Raw genomic sequence first — 16576 nt, 5'->3', positions numbered from 1 at the left:
TGGTTGCCCTAAGCAACAAGATGGACGGGGGTGCGCGTAATGGCGACACGGAACCGGTACGAGGACCTCGCCCGCTCGGTGAGTGCGATCGGAGCCGTGAAACGCGGGCTCGCCCGCGCCCTGCCCGTCGAATGCCAGGGCGGCTCGGCGGCCGTACTCGCCCTGGTCAGCCACCACGGCGACATGCGGACGAGCCGGCTCGCCGAACTGATGGCCGTCGACATGTCCGTGTGCAGCCGCCATGTGGCCCACACCGTGGAACACGGCTGGATCGAGCGGCTGCCCGACCCCGACGACAAGCGCTCCCGCATCCTGCGGCTCACGGAACCGGGCCACGCGATGCTCGGCGAGCTCGACCGCCGGGTCACCGAGGCCTTCTCCCGCCACCTCGCGGAGTGGTCCGACGACGACGTCGAACTCCTCACCCACCTGCTCGTCCGCCTCCGCGAATCCTTCGGGGACTGCCGGGCCCACCACGCTTGAGAAGTAAGGAAGTTCATGGCTACGACCACGCCTGACACCGGTGTGCGGGACGGCCTCACCGACAGCGGTGGCGGCGAGACCGCCCCGATGACGCACCGGCAGATCATGGAGGCGCTGTCCGGGCTGCTGCTCGGCATGTTCGTCGCCATCCTGTCCTCGACGATCGTCTCCAACGCCCTCCCCCAGATCATCACCGACCTGGGCGGCGGCCAGTCCGCCTACACCTGGGTGGTCACCGCCGCCCTCCTGGCGATGACCGCCACCACCCCGCTCTGGGGCAAGCTGGCCGACCTCTTCTCCAAGAAGCTGCTCGTCCAGATGGCCCTGGTCGTCTACGTCGCGGGATCGGTCGTCGCCGGCCTCTCGCAGAGCACCGGCATGCTCATCGCCTGCCGTGTCGTCCAGGGCATCGGCGTCGGCGGTCTGACCGCCCTCTCCCAGATCATCCTGGCCGCGATGATCGCCCCGCGTGAGCGCGGCCGGTACAGCGGCTACCTCGGCGCGACCTTCGCCGTCGCCACCGTCGGCGGCCCGCTGCTCGGCGGCGTCATCACCGACACCGACTGGCTCGGCTGGCGCTGGTGCTTCTACGTCGGCGTGCCCTTCGCGATCATCGCGCTGATCGTCCTGCAGAAGACCCTGAACCTCCCCGTCGTGAAGCGTCAGGTCAAGGTCGACTGGGCCGGTGCCTTCTTCATCAGCGCCGCCGTCTCGCTGCTCCTCATCTGGGTCACGTTCGCGGGCGACAAGTACGACTGGATGTCGTGGCAGACCGCCGTCATGGTCCTCGGCGCGGTCGCGCTCGGCGGGCTGTTCGTCCTCGTCGAGTCCAAGGCGAGCGAGCCGATCATCCCGCTCCGCCTGTTCCGCAACCGCACGATCACCCTGGCCTCGCTCGCCTCGCTCTTCGTGGGTGTCGCGATGTTCGCCGGCACGGTCTTCTTCAGCCAGTACTTCCAGCTGGCGCGGAACGAGTCGCCGACGATGTCCGGCGTCCTCACCATCCCGATGATCGCGGGTCTGTTCGTCTCCTCCACCGTCTCCGGCCTGATCATCACCAAGACCGGCAAGTGGAAGGCGTGGCTGGTCAGCGGCGGCGCCCTGGCGGCCGGCGGGCTCGGCCTGCTCGGCACGATCCGCTACGACACGGAGTACTGGCACATCGCGCTCTTCATGGCGGTCCTGGGTCTCGGCCTCGGCATGATGATGCAGAACCTGGTGCTCTGCACCCAGAACCAGGTGGCCCCCGCCGACCTCGGCGCCGCCTCCTCCGTCGTCACCTTCTTCCGCTCCCTGGGCGGTGCGATCGGCGTCTCGGCGCTGGGCGCGGTCATGGCCCACCGGGTCACGGACTACGTCAAGGACGGTCTGGCCGAGCTCGGCCCGAAGGCCGCGGGCGCCATGGGCCAGGGCGGCTCGGGCGGCGGCATCCCCGACATGGACAAGCTGCCGGCCCCGATCCGCACGGTCATGGAGAGCGCGTACGGCCACGGTGTCGCCGACGTCTTCCTCTACTCGGCGCCGTTCGCGCTGCTCGCCTTCGTGGTGACCCTGTTCATCAAGGAGGTCGCCCTGAAGAGCAACGCGGTGACGGCCGACGAGAAGGCCGCGGAGAAGGCCGCCGAGACGGCCTAGGAAAAGCTCCCGGCCGCGCTTCGAGCGGAGGCGCGGCCGGGTCGGGTACGGAGCGGCGGGCAGGGGACGGCCCGCCGCTCCGTCATTTCCGCGTGCCGTCCGGCGCCTCGGCCTCGCGGGCGACCATGACCTCGATGCCGGCGATCAGGACGTCCAGGGCATAGCCGAAGTCGCGGTCCCAGATGACGCTGAGACTGTCGTGGGAGGTCCGCTCGTCGAGGATCTCCTTCAGGCCCTCGACCTGTTCCGTGAGGTCCGGGTCGTCGCGGAAGGCGTTCACCGAGTCCACGTAGAACTCGTCCTGCGACATGCCGGCCTCCGCCGCGCGCCGGCCGAACTGGGACTCGATCGTCCCGTAGCCGTAGACGAACTGGAAGACCGCCGACATGGCGCTCGGCCGGCGGTCCAGCGAGAGGCCGGTCTCCGCGACCGTGTCGTGGATCTTCTGCCCGACGGCGATCGCGTTCGGACCGATGTTGAGGTACTGGCCGGCGCTCGGCGACATCCACCCGTGGCGGACGAGCATCCGCCGGTAGTCCAGGGCGAGCAGGCGGATCCGGTCCCGCCAGTCCGCGGCGGCGTCGACCGCCGCGAGGTCGATCTCGCCGTAGACGCTGTCCATGGCGTACTCGAGGATGTCGTCCTTGGTGTCCACGTACCAGTAGAGGGACATGGCCGTGACGCCCAGCTCGGTCGCGAGCTTGCGCATCGACAGCTTGGACAGGCCCTCCTCGTCGAGCATCCGGATGGATGCGGCGACGATGCGGTCCCGGTCGAGCCCGGCGGGGCCGCCACCGCCGCGGGTGGCCCGCTTCTCCAGCCAGACGCTGGAACGCGCCGGGTTCTTGGCCCGATCGGCTGCCTTGACCATCGCGTTCCTCCGTCTGTCAGCGGTCCGTCACCATGCTAGGCAGCGACCGGCGTCCCGGCGCCCGCGGCCTTCTCCGCGCGCTCGGCCCGCTTGAGGAGGGCGGCGGCCACCAGACCGCCGGCGAACACGGCGATCGCGCCGACCAGCTGGCTGGTCTGGAGGCCGGAGGCGAACGCGTCGGAGATCGCCCGGCGTTCGGCCTCGCCGCCCGCGGCGGCCAGGGCGGCCGGCAGAGAGGTCGCGGTGACGGCGACCAGCGCGGCGAAGCGGGCGTTGAGGACGGCTCCGAGGACGGCGACGCCGAGACCGTTGCCGAACTCGGCGAGGGTGCCGTTGATGCCGGCGCCCACGCCGGCCTTCTCCGGCGGGATCGAGCTCATGATCGCGTTGGCCATGGCGGGGGACGAGACGGCGATGCCGCCGCCCATCAGGACCAGTCCGAGGAGCATGCCCGCGTAGCTGCCGTCCGTGCCGCCGCCGAGCAGCGAGATGGAGGTGAGGCCGGCGGCCACCAGGGTCATGCCGAGGACCACGGTGGGCGGGGTGCCGAGCTTCATGACGATCCTCGGCCCGACGCCGGTCAGGTTGAGGCCGACGATCGTCAGCGCCAGCGGCGCCATCCGCAGCCCCGCCTCCAGGGGTTCGTACCCGAGTACGAACTGCAGGTGCTGGGTGAGGAGGAAGAGCGAGCCGCCCATGCCGAAGACGACCAGGATCGAGCCGCCGATGGCGCCGACGAACTTCTGGTTGCGGAAGAAGTGCATGTCGAGCATCGGGTACGGGGTGCGCAGCTCCCACAGTGCGAAGGCACCGAGTCCGGCGACACCGATCGCGGCCGGGACGAGCACCTGCGCGGAGAGCCAGCCGTGCTCGGGGCCGCTGATGATCGCGTACACGACGGCGGTCATGCCGATCGTGGAGAGCAGGGCGCCGAGCAGGTCGGGCCGCTCGCCCTGCGGGTTCTTGGACTCGGGGACCAGCTTGAGGACGGCGACGAGTGCCAGGACCGCGACCGGGATGTTGATCAGGAAGATCATTCCCCACCAGAAGTGGTTCAGGATCACGCCGCCGATCAGCGGGCCGCCGGCGAAGCCCAGCGAGGCGACGGTGGACCAGAGCGCGATGGCCTTGACCCGCTCGGAGTCGTCGAAGATCTGCATGACGACGGCGAGCGTGGTGGTCATCAGGAGGGCGCCGCCGACGCCCATGCCCGCGCGGGCGGCGATCAGCTGTGCCGTGGAGTCGGCGAGTCCGGCGGCGAGCGAGCCGAGGCCGAAGAGCGCGAGTCCGATGGCGAGCATCTTCTTGCGGCCGTAGCGGTCGGCGGCGTTGCCCGCGCTGAGCAGCAGGCCGGACTGGACGAGCGAGTACGCGTTGATCATCCACTGGATGTCGGTGGTGGACGCGTGGAGTTCGGAGGTCAGCGACGGGATGGCGACGCTGAGCACGGTGTTGTCGAGCAGCACGGTGAGCTGGGCGAGGCAGATGACGCCGAGGATCAGCCAGCGCTGCGGGTGGCCGCCGGTGGCGGTCTGTTCGGTCGCGGCGGTCGTCGCCGTCATGGGCAGGACTCCTTGTACGGTGTACGGGACCAGGTCTCGTACACCGTACAAGAGCTCTCGTACGCTGTATAGCGGTTTCTCGTGTGCGGGCTTCCCGGGCTACTTCTCCCGCGTCAGGTCGTAGAAGGTGGAGCTGCCGACGGTGACCTGCTCGAAGTTCTCGGAGACCCAGGTGGAGATCTCGGAGGAGGCGCTGGAACCGCTGCCGCCGCCCATCTGCATGCGGTCGGACGAGACGAAGTAGTGGATCTTCCCCTCGGCGACGTAGCGCTTGAACCGGTCGAGCGTCGGGGACGGGTCGCTGCCGTTGAAGCCGCCGATCGCCATCACGGGCTTCTCGGTGGCCAGCTGGTAGCCGGCCGCGTTCTGCGCGCCCACCGCCGCCGCGACCCAGGTGTAGTCGTCGGCGTCCGCCAGCAGCGCCTCCTTGGCCTCCGTACCGACGTTCGCGCCGTTGAGCAGACCCCCGAGGCCACCGCCGCCGTTCATGCCGCCGCGCTCACCGTCGGTGCGGCCGTCGGTGGGCATCTGGCCCTGACCGGGGACCTGACCGCCCGGCATCTGACCACCCTGGCCACCGGGCAGCTGACCGCCCGCGCCGCCGGGCATCTGGCCGCCCTGGCCACCCGGCGTCTGGCCGCCCGCGCCGCCGGGCATCTGGCCGCCCTGGCCACCCGGCGTCTGGCCGCCCGCGCCGCCGGGCATCTGGCCGCCCTGGCCGCCGGGCGGCATCATCCCGCCGCCGCCGAACATCCGGCCGCCGCCCGGGCCACGGCCGCCCATGGCGCCGCCGGCCGGGCCCGCGGTCACGATCGAGCCCTGGTGCCCGGCGTCCACGGTCGCCAGGGTGTACGCGAAAGGTCCCGCGAGCCCCGCCGCCAGACCGAGGCCCGCGAGCCCGAGCCCGAGGCGGCGGTCGACGCGGCCCGCGACGAGGAGACCGAGCGCCGCGAGCGCACCCGCCACCAGGACCGCCCAGCGCAGCCACGGCAGCCAGTCCGGCGTACGGCCGAGCAGCGTCCAGCCCCACCAGGCCGTCACCGCCACCGTCACCGCGAGCGCCACCGAGGCGAGCCACCGCGTGCGCTCCTCCCACAGCACCGCCGCGCCCATGCCGATCAGCGCCGCGACGTACGGGGCCAGCGCCACCGTGTAGTACTCGTGGAAGATGCCGGCCATGAAGCTGAACACGACCAGCGTGATCAGGAGCGAGCCGCCCCACACCAGGAACGCCGAGCGCGCCGTGTCCGTGCGGGACGCCCGCCACGTGACGACGAGCCCCGCGACCAGCAGGATCAGCGCGGCCGGCAGCAGCCAGGAGATCTGACCGCCCACCGCGTCGTTGAACATCCGGCCGATGCCGGTCTCGCCCCAGCCGCCACCACCGCCGCCACCGCGACCGGGCAGCTCCACACCGGCCGGCAGGTTCTCCGCCGTGCCGCCCGGGCCGCCGCGGCCACCGCCGCCCACGCTGCCGACCTCGTTGCCGTTGAGGCGGCCGAGGCCGTTGTAGCCGAAGGTCAGCTCCAGGAAGCTGTTGTTCTGCGAGCCCCCGACGTACGGACGGGAGGACGCCGGCCACAGCTCGACCAGCGCCACCCACCAGCCCGCCGACACGAGCATCGCGAGCCCGCCCAGGGCCAGCCGGCCGAGCCGGCGCCCGAAGCCGCCGGGCGCGCACACCACGTACACGAGCGCGAGCGGCGGCAGGATCAGGAAGGCCTGCAACGTCTTCGCGAGGAACGCGAAGCCGAACGCCACCCCCGCCCACACCAGCCACTTCGCACTGCCCCGCTCCCGCTCCAGGGCCCGCAGCACGCAGTACACGGCGACCGTCATGAGCAGCGCGAGCAGCGCGTCCGGGTTGTTGAAGCGGAACATCAGCGCGGCGACCGGAGTCAGCGCGAGCACCGCGCCCGCGATGAGACCCGCACCGGCGGAGAACCTGCGCCGGACCGCCGCGTAGAGCACCGCGACCGTGCCCACGCCCATCAGCACCTCGGGAACGAGGATCTGCCAGGAACCCAGACCGAAGAGGCGCACGGAGAGCACCATCGGCCAGAGGGCGGCCGGCGGCTTGTCGACCGTGATGGCGTCGGCCGCGTCGAGCGAGCCGAAGAAGAAGGCCTTCCAGCTCTCGGAGCCCGCCTGGACGGCGGCGGAGTAGAAGGAGTTGGCGTACCCGGAGGCGCTCAGGTTCCACAGGTACAGCAGCGTGGTGGCGACGAGCAGGCCGAGGAAGGCGGGCCTGACCCAGGGGGCGTCCTCGGCGCGGCCGCGCCACAGCCGGGCGAGTCGGCCGCTCCCGGTCGCGGCATCGGCCGCGGGGGCCGTCGGGGACAGCGTGGTCATCGTTCGTTCCTTGCTGGAGTCTGCGAGGTGGACCGCTCGGGGAAGACCCAGAGCCGGAAGAGGAGGAAGCGCAGGACGGTCGCGGCGAGGTTGGCGACGATCAGGACGGCGAGTTCCGTGGAGTGCGCCGGATCCCCCGTCGCCGCGCCGAGCGCGGCCAGCGAACCGCTGGTCAGGGCGAGGCCGATGGCGAAGACCACGAGCCCCTGCGCCTGGTGGCGGACCGCCCGGTCCCGGCCCCGTACCCCGAAGGTGAGGCGCCGGTTGGCCGCCGTGTTGGCGACGGCCGAGACGAGGAGGGCGGCGGCGTTGGCGAGTTGCGGGCCCAGGCCGAGCCGGAAGGCCGAGTACAGCGCGAGGTAGAAGAGCGTGGACAGCGCGCCGACCACGCAGAAGCCGACCAGCTGCCGCGCGAGCCCGCCCGGCACCCCGCTCAGCTCGCGGTCCCGGGGGTCGTCGCCGAAGGGGCGGGCGAGCCGGTCGAGCGGCAGCGAACCGGTCGCGAGCGCCCGCCCGACCCGCAGCACGCCCTTCAGGTCGTCGGTCGCCGTCCGCACGATGTGGACGGTCGAGTCGGGGTCGTCGACCCAGTCGACCGGCACCTCGTGGATGCGCAGCCCGGCGCGCTCGGCGAGGACAAGCAGCTCGGTGTCGAAGAACCAGCCGGTGTCCTCCACCATCGGGAGGAGCCGCTCGGCGACCTCACGCCGTATCGCCTTGAAGCCGCACTGCGCGTCGGAGAAGCGGGCGGCGAGCGAGCCGCGGAGGATCAGGTTGTACGCCCGTGAGATGAACTCGCGCTTCGGGCCGCGCACCACCCGCGAGGAGCGGGCGAGCCGGGAGCCGATCGCCAGGTCGGAGTGGCCCGAGATGAGCGGGGCGACCAGCGGGAGCAGCGCGTTCAGGTCCGTCGAGAGGTCGACGTCCATGTAGGCCAGGACGGGCGCGTCCGAGCCCGACCACACGGTCCGCAGCGCCCGGCCGCGGCCCTTCTGGTCGAGCCGTACGGAGCGCACCTCGGGCACCTCCGCGGCGAGGGCCGCGGCGACCTCGGGGGTCGTGTCGGTGGAGGCGTTGTCGGCGACGGTGATGCGGAAGCCGTACGGGAAGGTCCGGAGGAGGTGCTCGTGGAGCCGGCGGACGCACGGCTCCAGGTCCTTCTCCTCGTTGTAGACGGGAATCACCACGTCCAGGACGGGCCGTCCGGCGACGCTCACCGGCAGGTGCTCCCGGGCGGGGAGGGCGTCGGACCTTCCGGAGGCCGCGGACGTGGGACCCGCGATCGTTGGGGTTCGCATGACACCGACACTCGCCGGGGCCGCTGTCACGGCTGTGTGATGAGCCTGTGCCCTGCCTGTGAGTTCTCGGCCATGGGCAGGTTCACCGTGAACACGGTCCGCCCCGGGGCGGATTCGACGCCCACCTCGCCGCCGTGCGCGAGGACGACCGCGCGCACGATGGCGAGCCCGAGGCCGGTGGATCCGGCGTTTCGGGAACGGGAGGCGTCGCCGCGCGCGAAGCGTTCGAAGACGGCGGGCAGGAGGTCCGGCGGGATGCCGGGGCCGTCGTCCTCGACCTCGACGAGCACCGCCGGGCCGGCCGCGCGCACGCGTGCGGCGACCTTCGTGCCGGGCGGGGTGTGCGTACGGGCGTTGGCGAGGAGGTTGACCAGGACCTGCTGGAGCCGGGCGCCGTCGGCCCGTACGACCGCCGCGTCCGCGGGCAGTTCGAGGCGCCAGTGGTGTTCGGGCCCGGCCGCCCGGGCGTCGCTGACCGCGTCCACGACCAGCGGGACGAGGTCGGTGGTCTCGTACGAGAGCGGGCGTCCGGCGTCGAGCCGGGCGAGCAGCAGCAGGTCCTCCACCAGGCCGGTCATCCGGGTCGCCTCGGACTCGATCCTGCCGAGGGCGTGCCGGGTGTCGGGCCCGCACTCCTCGCGGCCCCGCCGGGTGAGCTCGGCGTATCCCCGGATCGAGGCGAGCGGGGTGCGCAGCTCGTGGCTGGCGTCGGCGACGAACTGCCGTACCCGGGTCTCGCTCTGCTGGCGTGCGTCGAGGGCCGAGTGGACGTGGTCGAGCATCCGGTTGAGGGCCGCGCCGACCTGGCCGACCTCGGTCCGCGGATCGGCCTCCGTCTCCGGGACCCGCTGGTGCAGCGCCACCTCGCCGCTGTGCAGCGGCAGTCGGGCGACCTGCCGGGCGGTGATGGCGACCCTCCGCAGCGGGCGCAGCGCCACCCGCACGAGCACGGTCCCGGCGAGCGAGGCGGCGACGAGCCCGGCGCCGGTGACGCTGAGTTCGACGAGCACCAGGGTGGAGAGGGCGTCCTCGACCTCGGCGAGCGGGATGCCGGTGAGGAACTCCCCGTGGATCCCGACGGCGTACTCGACCCGGTACGAGCCGAGCCCTCCGGGCAGTTCGACGGTGTGCGGGCGGCCGTCCCGGGGGACTGCGGCGAGGGCGGCCCGCTGGGCCGCGTCGAGCTCGGTGGTCTGGACGTTCCTGCCGTACCTGTCGCTTCCCTCGGCCTCCGCCGAGTAGCCGGCCGAGGTCACCTCCCCGTCCGTGAGGACCGCGCCGAGGGTGCCGATGGGAGCGCCGGGCCCCTGGACGAACGCCAGGGGTTCCTTCGCGCGGACCGGGTCGAGCGGGCCGGGCGCCGGGGGGACGGCGACCGGCGGGCCCGCCGCCCGGTCCGCGACGGTGTGGACCTGCTCGTCGGCCTGGTCGTACAGGTACGAGCGGAACGCGATCGTCGTCACCGTCCCGATCACCGCCGCGACGACCGCGATCAGCGCGACCGCCGACACGACGAGCCGGGTCCGCAGCGACCACGGCCGCCCCCGTCGTACGCGCACGGGCGCTACTCCCCCGGCTTGATCAGGTAACCGGCCCCGCGCCGGGTGTGGATCATCGGGGGACGGCCCACGTCGATCTTCCGGCGGAGGTACGAGATGTAGAGCTCGACGACGTTGGCCTGGCCGCCGAAGTCGTACGACCAGACCCGGTCCAGGATCTGCGCCTTGCTGAGCACCCGGCGCGGATTGCGCATGAGGTAGCGCAGCAGCTCGAACTCGGTGGCGGTGAGGTGGATCGACTCCCCGCCCCGGGTGACCTCGTGGCTGTCCTCGTCGAGGACGAGGTCCCCGACGGTGAGCAGCGACTCGCTGCGCGCCTGCGCGGCCCCGGACCTGCGGATGAGGCCGCGCAGCCGGGCGACGACCTCCTCCAGGCTGAAGGGCTTGGTGACGTAGTCGTCGCCGCCCGCCGTGAGCCCGGCGATCCGGTCCTCGACGGCGTCCTTCGCCGTCAGGAACAGCACCGGTACGTCGGGCAGCTCGCGCCGGATCCGGCCGAGCAGGCTCAGGCCGTCGACGTCGGGCAGCATGATGTCGAGGATGACCACATCGGGCCGGAACTCGCGCACGGTGCGGAGGGCGAGCGCCCCGTCCCCGGCGCTGCGGACCTGCCAGCCCTCGTAGCGCAGGGCCATGGAGAGCAGCTCGGCGAGCGAGGCCTCGTCGTCGACGACGAGAACGCGGACGGCTGTGCCGTCGGCACGGAGCATGTCGGCGCGGGTGCCGGGGCGGGCGCTGGTGCTTCGCGTGATCACGGTCATGGCACCACGCTGTCCGCCTCCGCTGAGATGCCCCTTTCCCTTTCCTGTGAATTTCCTGAGAAAGCCCTCAGGCGCCGGGCAGCGGGTGTTTCACGTGAAACAACGCGGCCCCGTTCTCGTACAGGACCCGCCGGAGCCAGTCGTCCCCGAGCCCGAGCCGTTCGAGGGCGTGGAGCTGGTGCGCGTACGGATACGGGATGTTCGGGAAGTCCGAACCGAGGAGGATCCGGTCGCCGACGTCGAGGAGTCGCTTGCGCTCGTCCTCGGGGAAGGGCGCGAGCCGCTCGCTGAAGTCGGTGAAGGCCATGGTGGTGTCCAGGTGGACGCCCTCGTACCGCTGGGCCAGGTTCAGGAAGTCGCCGTACTCGGGCATGCCCATGTGCGCGACGATCACCTTCAGCCGCGGGTGCCGGGCGAGCAGCCGCCACATGGGACCCGGCCCCGTGAAGTTCCCCGGGGTGGGGCCCGACCCGCAGTGCACCACCACGGGGGTGCCGCTGTCGGCGAGCGCCCCCCAGGAGCTGTCGAGCTCGATGTCGTTCGGATCGAAGCCGCCGACCTGGAGGTGCACCTTGAACACCCGGGCCCCGGCGTCGAGCGCCTGATGGACGTACCCGTTCACGCCCTCCTCGGGGAAGAGGGTCGCGGTGTGCAGGCAGTCGGGGGTCCGCGCCGCGAAGTCGGCGGCCCAGGAGTTCAGCCAGGCGGCCATGCCGGGCTTGTGCGGGTAGAGCATCGCCGTGAAGGCGACCACGCCGAACCCGCGCAGCAGCGCGAGCCGGCGTTCCTCCTCCTCGCGGTAGGTGATGGGCCACTCCACACCGGTCAGCGGACCGACGGCGTCGAAGTACGCCCACACCTTGTCGAGCACGTTCTGCGGCATGAAGTGCGTGTGCACGTCCACGAGCCCGGGAATCCCGAGCCTCGCCGGCAGATCCGAGGCGTCACTCGCGCTCAAAGCCGTAGCTCCGCTCGACCTTGCCGATGTGGACGCTGTAACTGTCGTACCAGTGCTCGCGCCCGTACCTCTTGGCCGCCTGGTGCTCCGCGTCGAGCCGCCACTTGTCGAGCGCCTCCAGGTCGCGGAAGTAGGCGACCGTGATGCCGATGCCTCCCGGCGTACGGGCGGACTCGTAGCCGAGGAACCCGGGAACCTCCCGGACGATCTCCTGCATCCGGACGGAGGTCTCCGCGTAACCCTCGGGGGCGTCGGGACGGACGGACGTGAACACGGCGGTGTAGTAGGGCGGTTCGATGCCCGCCACCAGCTTGGGAGTCATGTGATCACCCTCGCCGGGACGGCGGCGTGATGTCCACGGCGGCCGGTGAAAGGGATCCAAGACTTTACGAAGCGGGGCACCCGGATCAGAACAGCCCCTCCTGGGCGCTGACGGCCGCCGGAGCCGCCGCCGTCACCGGCACCGAGAAGCCGTCCCCCTCCCCGGCGGCCTCCAGGATCCAGCCGCCCATGAGCCGGGTGTCGAGGACGAGACAGCGACCGTCGGGGGCGAGGAGGTGCAGGTCGGGGCCGGCGGCGGCGAGCAGCCGCCCGGTGACGACACCGCCGCCGACGAGCTCGGTGACCGTGCCGTCGAGGCGCGGCAGCCCGTCGAGACCGAACACCTCCGCGTGGTCGCGGGCGGCGAACTCCAGCGGCTCCAGCGTCTCCGTCCAGCCGCCGACCGCCCGCGCCCGCCCGTACAGTTCCTCGACCTCGCGGGCCCGGTCCCCGGCCGGCGGCAAGGCGTGCCGCGCCGCCCGCTTCCGCTCGTACGCCACCCGGTCGGGCACGCCGAGGGCCTGCCGGAGCACCTCCTCGGTGCGCCGCGCGGCCATCAGCGGTCCCCGGCCCAGCCAGCCGAACGCCACGGCCCCCTGTTCCAGCAGCCGGGCCTCGCCGCGGGCCTCGGCGGTGATCCCCACCTTGGTCATCCCCGGGCCGAACCAGGCCAGGTAGACCCGGTACGGCTGCGGATCGTCGGCGACGGTGTCGGCCGCGACCGAATGCGCCCGGTCGAGCCGCGCGCACTCCGGGCACCGCCCGCCGGTGGCCCGCCCGGACACCGCGGCCTCCAGCGGGCAGGGGTTCCCACGGGCCCCCGGACACCGCCGGACCCCGACGGCCCGGAAGGCCAGCCCCTGCCCGTACGTGAGCGCGCTGACCCGCCCACCGCGCCACCGCAGCCCGGGCACCCCGCCGCCCCAGCCGATCCCCCGAGACCACCACTCCACGCCGCCCGCCCTCCTCGTCTCCCAGGACATCCAGTCTCCGCCACGTCCGCTTCGAGACGGGTGCGGGCGCCGGTCAGGGCAGCACGTAGATGCGGGTGCCGTCCGGCGCCGGGGCGCCGACCTCCCGCATGCAGCCGCGTTCGAGGAGCCGGCGGACGCAGTCCCGGACGCATTCGCCGGAGAGCCCGGTGCGGCGGGTGACGTCCTGGGCCCGGTAGCGCACCCCGCCCCGTACGAGCGCGGGCGCCAGGCAGGACGCGACCGTCCGCATGTCGCCCGTGATGGCCCAGGACTCCACGAGCTCCTGCGGGGTGAGCGCGACGACGGCGCCGGTGCGCTGGCGGGGCACGGCGAGCCGCTCCAGGGAGTCGGCGACCCTGGAGAGGTTCTGCCGGGTCTCGCGGAGCAGCTCCGCGTACTCGGTGTGCTCGACGTATGCGGCGGCCCGCTCGTCGAACCGCCCTTCGAGACGTACGAGGACGTCGACGAGCTCCGGCGGCAGCAGGAACCCGGTGTGCACCGGCGAGGGTTCGAGCCCGTACCCGCCGTATCGCTGGACCGCCGCCACGACCCCCGCCGTCCACGCCCGGAACGGCCCGGCCTCCGGTCTCCGGCACGCCCCGACGAGCTGCACCAGCCCCTCAAGGCTCACCATCCGCGTCGACGCCCTGATCCCGGCGAACCGGCCGGGCCGCCCCACCGCGCCGAGCTCCCGCGCGGCCGCGAGGCACCCCCCGGGCAGCGCCACCGTCCGCAGCGCCTCCCGCGTCCCCGCGTACCCGAGCCGTTTCGCCACGTCCACCACCGGGAACCAGTGGGTCCCGTCCCGCCCGGTCAGCCGCCGCAGGGGCGCTCCGGTGGCGGCGTACACCAGGTCATCGATGTCGATCGCGTCCATCGATCATCACCTCCGCCACGCAAGCTAGGCCGAGGGCATATTCAACTGACATGCAAATAAGACAGGTTCACCCAAAAGGGGAGGGTCCTCGGCGATTCACCCGAGAACCCTCCCCCGATCTCCGCCTACTTGGCGACGAACTGCGTCAGGATCGCCTGCACCTCGTAGATGTCGACACCCTTGGTGAACGTCTTCTGGACCGGCAGCTGGCTGCCCGAGATCCAGATCTTCAGTTCGGCGTCCAGGTCGAAGGTGCCGGCCGTCTCGACGGCGAAGTGGGTGATGCTCCGGTACGGGATCGAGTGGTACTCGACCTTCTTGCCGGTGATCCCCTGCTTGTCGACGAGCACGAGCCGCCGGTCGGTGAAGAAGATCGTGTCGCGGATCAGCAGGTACGCGGCGTGCACCTGCTCCCCCTGCCCGAGCAGCCGCGCGAAGTCCTGCTGCGCCTGCGCCGGATCGATCGCGTGCGCGTTCCCGAAGAGCGCCATGCCCCAAACCCCCACATCCGATGAAAAAGAAAGATCATCAGACCCTAACTCCGCCCCGGAGCAACGAGCTAGGCCTCCTGCCGATCAGACCGGACCGATCACGACGGGCTCCGCCGGCCAGGCCTCACAGACCACGACCGGTCCTCCGCCGACCGGGCGGCCGGGAACGGCCGAGGGGGGCCTCTCGAACCCTGCCATCGCCCACCCGCCCGGACTAGGATCCGAACCATGCCGCTGACCATGAACGACGTGGACCGGTTCGAGGCCGCCAGGCCCCGCCTGGAGGCGATCGCGTACCGCCTCCTCGGCTCCGCGAGCGAGGCCGAGGACGCCGTGCAGGACACCTACCTGCGCTGGCAGGCCGCCGACGTCGACCTCATCGAGGTACCCGAGGCCTGGCTCACGAAGGTCCTCACCAACCTCTGCCTCAACCAGCTCACCTCGGCCCGCGCCCGGCGCGAGACGTACGTGGGCGAGTGGCTGCCCGAACCGCTGCTCACCGGCGACCCGATGCTCGGGCCCGCCGACACCGCGGAACAGCGCGAATCCGTCTCGTACGCGGTCCTCGCGCTCATGGAACGCCTCTCCCCCAACGAACGCGCGGTCTACGTGCTGCGCGAGGCCTTCGGCTACCCGCACCGGGAGATCGCCGAGATCCTCGACCTCACCGAGTCCTCCTGCCAGCAGATCTTCCACCGCGCCAAGAAGCACGTCGCGGACGGCAAGGCCCGCACCGAGATCGACGAGGCCGCCGCCCGGCGGATCGTCGAGGAGTTCCTCGCGGCCGCCACCACCGGCCGGACCGAGCCCCTCGTACGGCTGCTCACCGCGGACGCCGTCGCGATCGGCGACGGCGGCGGCAAGGTCCCGGCACGCGCCAAGGCCTTCGAGGGCGCCCTCGCGGTCGCCACGTTCATGCGCGGCCTGTTCAAGCCCAGCACCGCCAAGCGCACCATCATCGGCGGTTCGCCCGACGTCTACGCCACGACCGCCAACGGCGCCCCCGCCGTCGTCGCGGTCCTCGACGGCCGGGTCGTCGGCATCATGTGCCTGGAGGTCACCCCCGACGGCATCACCGCGTTCCGCAACCAGGTCAACCCCGACAAGCTCGACCGCGCGACGCGGCACTGGGCTGCCTCCGACCACGGCAGCCCCCTGATGGAAGCCGCCTTCTGACACCCCTCACCGCCATGTGACCTGCTTCACACTCGCCACCTGTCAGGAAACGACGGGCTGCCCGGTTCAAGGGTCGAAACCGCGCGAGACAGGAGCAGGCACATGCAGCAGCACCGGATCATCGTCCTCGGGGCCGGCTACACCGGAGCCATCGTCGCCGGACGCCTCGCCAAGCAGCTCCACCGCGAGGACGTCGCCATCACCCTCGTCAACCCCGAGCCCGACTTCGTCGAGCGCGTCCGGCTGCACCAGCTGGCCGTCGGCCAGGAACTCCCCCACCGGCCCTTCAGCGAGATGTTCGCGGGCACCGGCGTCGAACTGAAGCTCGCCACGGTGACCGCCGTCGACGCCGAGCGCAGGACCGTCGCCGTCACCGCCGCCGACGGCGCCGAGGAGCTGGCGTACGACACCCTCGTGTACGCCCTCGGCAGCGGCTGGAACCCCCAGGGCGTCCCCGGCACCGCCGAGCACGCCCACGAGATCTCCAGCCGGCCCGGCGCCCTCCGGCTGCGCGACCGCCTGGCCGCCCTGGAGGCCGGACAGTCCGTGGTCGTCGTCGGCGGCGGCCTCACCGGCCTGGAGGCCGCAACCGAGATCGCGGAGGCCCGCCCCGACCTGGACGTCGCCCTCGCCGCCCGCGGCGGACTCGGCGACTGGCTCTCGGACAAGGGCCGGCAGCACGTGCGGAAGGTCTTCGACGGCCTCGGCATCACCGCCCACGAGCACACCTCCGTCACCGGCGTCGAGGCCGACCGGGTCCTCACCTCCGACGGCGCCGTCCCGGCCGCCGTCACCATCTGGACCACCGGCTTCGCCGTCCACCCGATCGCCGCGGCCACCACCCTCGACGTCACCGAGACCGGCCAGATCGTCGTCGACGGGACCATGCGCTCGGTCTCCCACCCCGACGTGTACGCCGTCGGCGACGCCGCCCAGGCCATGGGCGCCGGCGACAAGCCCCTGCGCATGTCGTGCGCCTCGGGCACCCCCATGGCCTGGCAGGCCGCCGACGCCATCGCGGCCCGCCTCACCGGCACCAAGCTCCCCAAGGCCCACCTGCGCTACTTCAACCAGTGCATCTCCCTCGGCCGCAAGGAAGGCCTCATCCAGTACGTCACCGCCGACGACCGCGCCGTCCGCGCCGCCCTCACCGGCCGCCTCGCCGCCCGCTACAAGGAACTCATCTGCAAGGGCGCCGCCTGGGGCGTCGCCAACCCCAAGCTCGGCCTCCCCACCCGCCCCCGCCGCACCCTCCCCC

15 protein-coding genes are annotated in these 16576 nt (G+C 72.2%); 4 read left to right on the top strand and 11 right to left on the bottom strand.

What is annotated here, in order from left to right; genetic code table 11:
* The first annotated feature begins 39 nt into the window (after positions 1–39).
* Positions 40–483, top strand: coding sequence for a MarR family winged helix-turn-helix transcriptional regulator (locus OO54_RS32165; protein ID WP_033209433.1), 444 nt, complete (start codon positions 40–42; stop codon positions 481–483).
* A gap of 87 nt (positions 484–570) precedes the next feature.
* Positions 571–2118: an MDR family MFS transporter gene (locus OO54_RS32160; RefSeq protein ID WP_483414692.1), complete on the top strand. Its 1548-nt coding sequence runs from the start codon at positions 571–573 to the stop codon at positions 2116–2118.
* 82 nt (positions 2119–2200) lie between these two features.
* On the opposite strand, the gene OO54_RS32155 is transcribed toward OO54_RS32160, so the two are convergent.
* From OO54_RS32155 to OO54_RS32105, 11 genes are all read right to left on the bottom strand, one after another.
* On the bottom strand, positions 2201–2989 hold the full coding sequence (locus tag OO54_RS32155) for a TetR/AcrR family transcriptional regulator (RefSeq protein WP_033209428.1): 789 nt from the start codon (positions 2987–2989) through the stop codon (positions 2201–2203).
* Positions 2990–3024: 35 nt separating this feature from the next.
* Positions 3025–4551, bottom strand: a complete 1527-nt coding sequence (locus tag OO54_RS32150; RefSeq protein ID WP_033209425.1) for an MFS transporter — start codon at positions 4549–4551, stop codon at positions 3025–3027.
* Between the two features lie 99 nt (positions 4552–4650).
* Complete coding sequence (locus OO54_RS32145) at positions 4651–6903, bottom strand: ArnT family glycosyltransferase (RefSeq protein ID WP_033209423.1); 2253 nt, start codon at positions 6901–6903, stop codon at positions 4651–4653.
* Positions 6900–8201, bottom strand: a complete 1302-nt coding sequence (locus OO54_RS32140; RefSeq protein WP_033209420.1) for a bifunctional glycosyltransferase family 2/GtrA family protein — start codon at positions 8199–8201, stop codon at positions 6900–6902. The genes OO54_RS32145 and OO54_RS32140 overlap by 4 nt, the downstream gene beginning before the upstream one ends.
* 26 nt (positions 8202–8227) lie before the next feature.
* The gene (locus tag OO54_RS32135; RefSeq protein WP_033209417.1) at positions 8228–9760 is read right to left on the bottom strand and encodes a sensor histidine kinase; all 1533 of its coding nucleotides are present in this window, start codon (positions 9758–9760) and stop codon (positions 8228–8230) included.
* A 5-nt stretch (positions 9761–9765) separates the two neighbouring features.
* Entirely contained in the window at positions 9766–10521 is a 756-nt protein-coding gene (locus OO54_RS32130) for a response regulator transcription factor (RefSeq protein WP_033209415.1), read from the bottom strand.
* Positions 10522–10588: 67 nt separating this feature from the next.
* Positions 10589–11479 carry an amidohydrolase family protein gene (locus tag OO54_RS32125; protein ID WP_033209413.1) on the bottom strand — a complete coding sequence of 297 codons (891 nt, stop codon included), beginning with the start codon at positions 11477–11479 and terminating at the stop codon, positions 10589–10591.
* Complete coding sequence (locus OO54_RS32120) at positions 11466–11801, bottom strand: antibiotic biosynthesis monooxygenase family protein (RefSeq protein WP_017240502.1); 336 nt, start codon at positions 11799–11801, stop codon at positions 11466–11468. Before OO54_RS32120 ends, OO54_RS32125 begins: the two co-directional genes overlap by 14 nt.
* An 85-nt stretch (positions 11802–11886) precedes the next feature.
* Positions 11887–12783, bottom strand: a complete 897-nt coding sequence (locus tag OO54_RS32115) for a DUF2797 domain-containing protein (protein ID WP_033209411.1) — start codon at positions 12781–12783, stop codon at positions 11887–11889.
* Positions 12784–12826: 43 nt separating this feature from the next.
* Positions 12827–13651 carry a BRO family protein gene (locus tag OO54_RS32110; protein ID WP_033209409.1) on the bottom strand — a complete coding sequence of 275 codons (825 nt, stop codon included), beginning with the start codon at positions 13649–13651 and terminating at the stop codon, positions 12827–12829.
* A 125-nt stretch (positions 13652–13776) separates the two neighbouring features.
* On the bottom strand, positions 13777–14142 hold the full coding sequence (locus OO54_RS32105) for a PH domain-containing protein (RefSeq protein ID WP_017240499.1): 366 nt from the start codon (positions 14140–14142) through the stop codon (positions 13777–13779).
* Between the two features lie 228 nt (positions 14143–14370).
* Here OO54_RS32105 and OO54_RS32100 point away from each other — a divergent pair, with 228 nt between their 5' ends.
* Together OO54_RS32100 and OO54_RS32095 are read left to right on the top strand one after the other, a co-directional pair.
* Entirely contained in the window at positions 14371–15318 is a 948-nt protein-coding gene (locus OO54_RS32100) for an RNA polymerase sigma-70 factor (RefSeq protein WP_033209406.1), read from the top strand.
* Positions 15319–15420: 102 nt separating this feature from the next.
* Positions 15421–16576: NAD(P)/FAD-dependent oxidoreductase (locus OO54_RS32095; RefSeq protein WP_033209404.1), on the top strand; the 1156-nt coding region annotated here is incomplete at its 3' end.

Origin of the sequence: Streptomyces wedmorensis, assembly GCF_000716445.1 — a bacterium.
Lineage (GTDB): Bacteria > Actinomycetota > Actinomycetes > Streptomycetales > Streptomycetaceae > Streptomyces > Streptomyces wedmorensis.
This window is presented reverse-complemented; position numbering and strand designations above follow the sequence as displayed.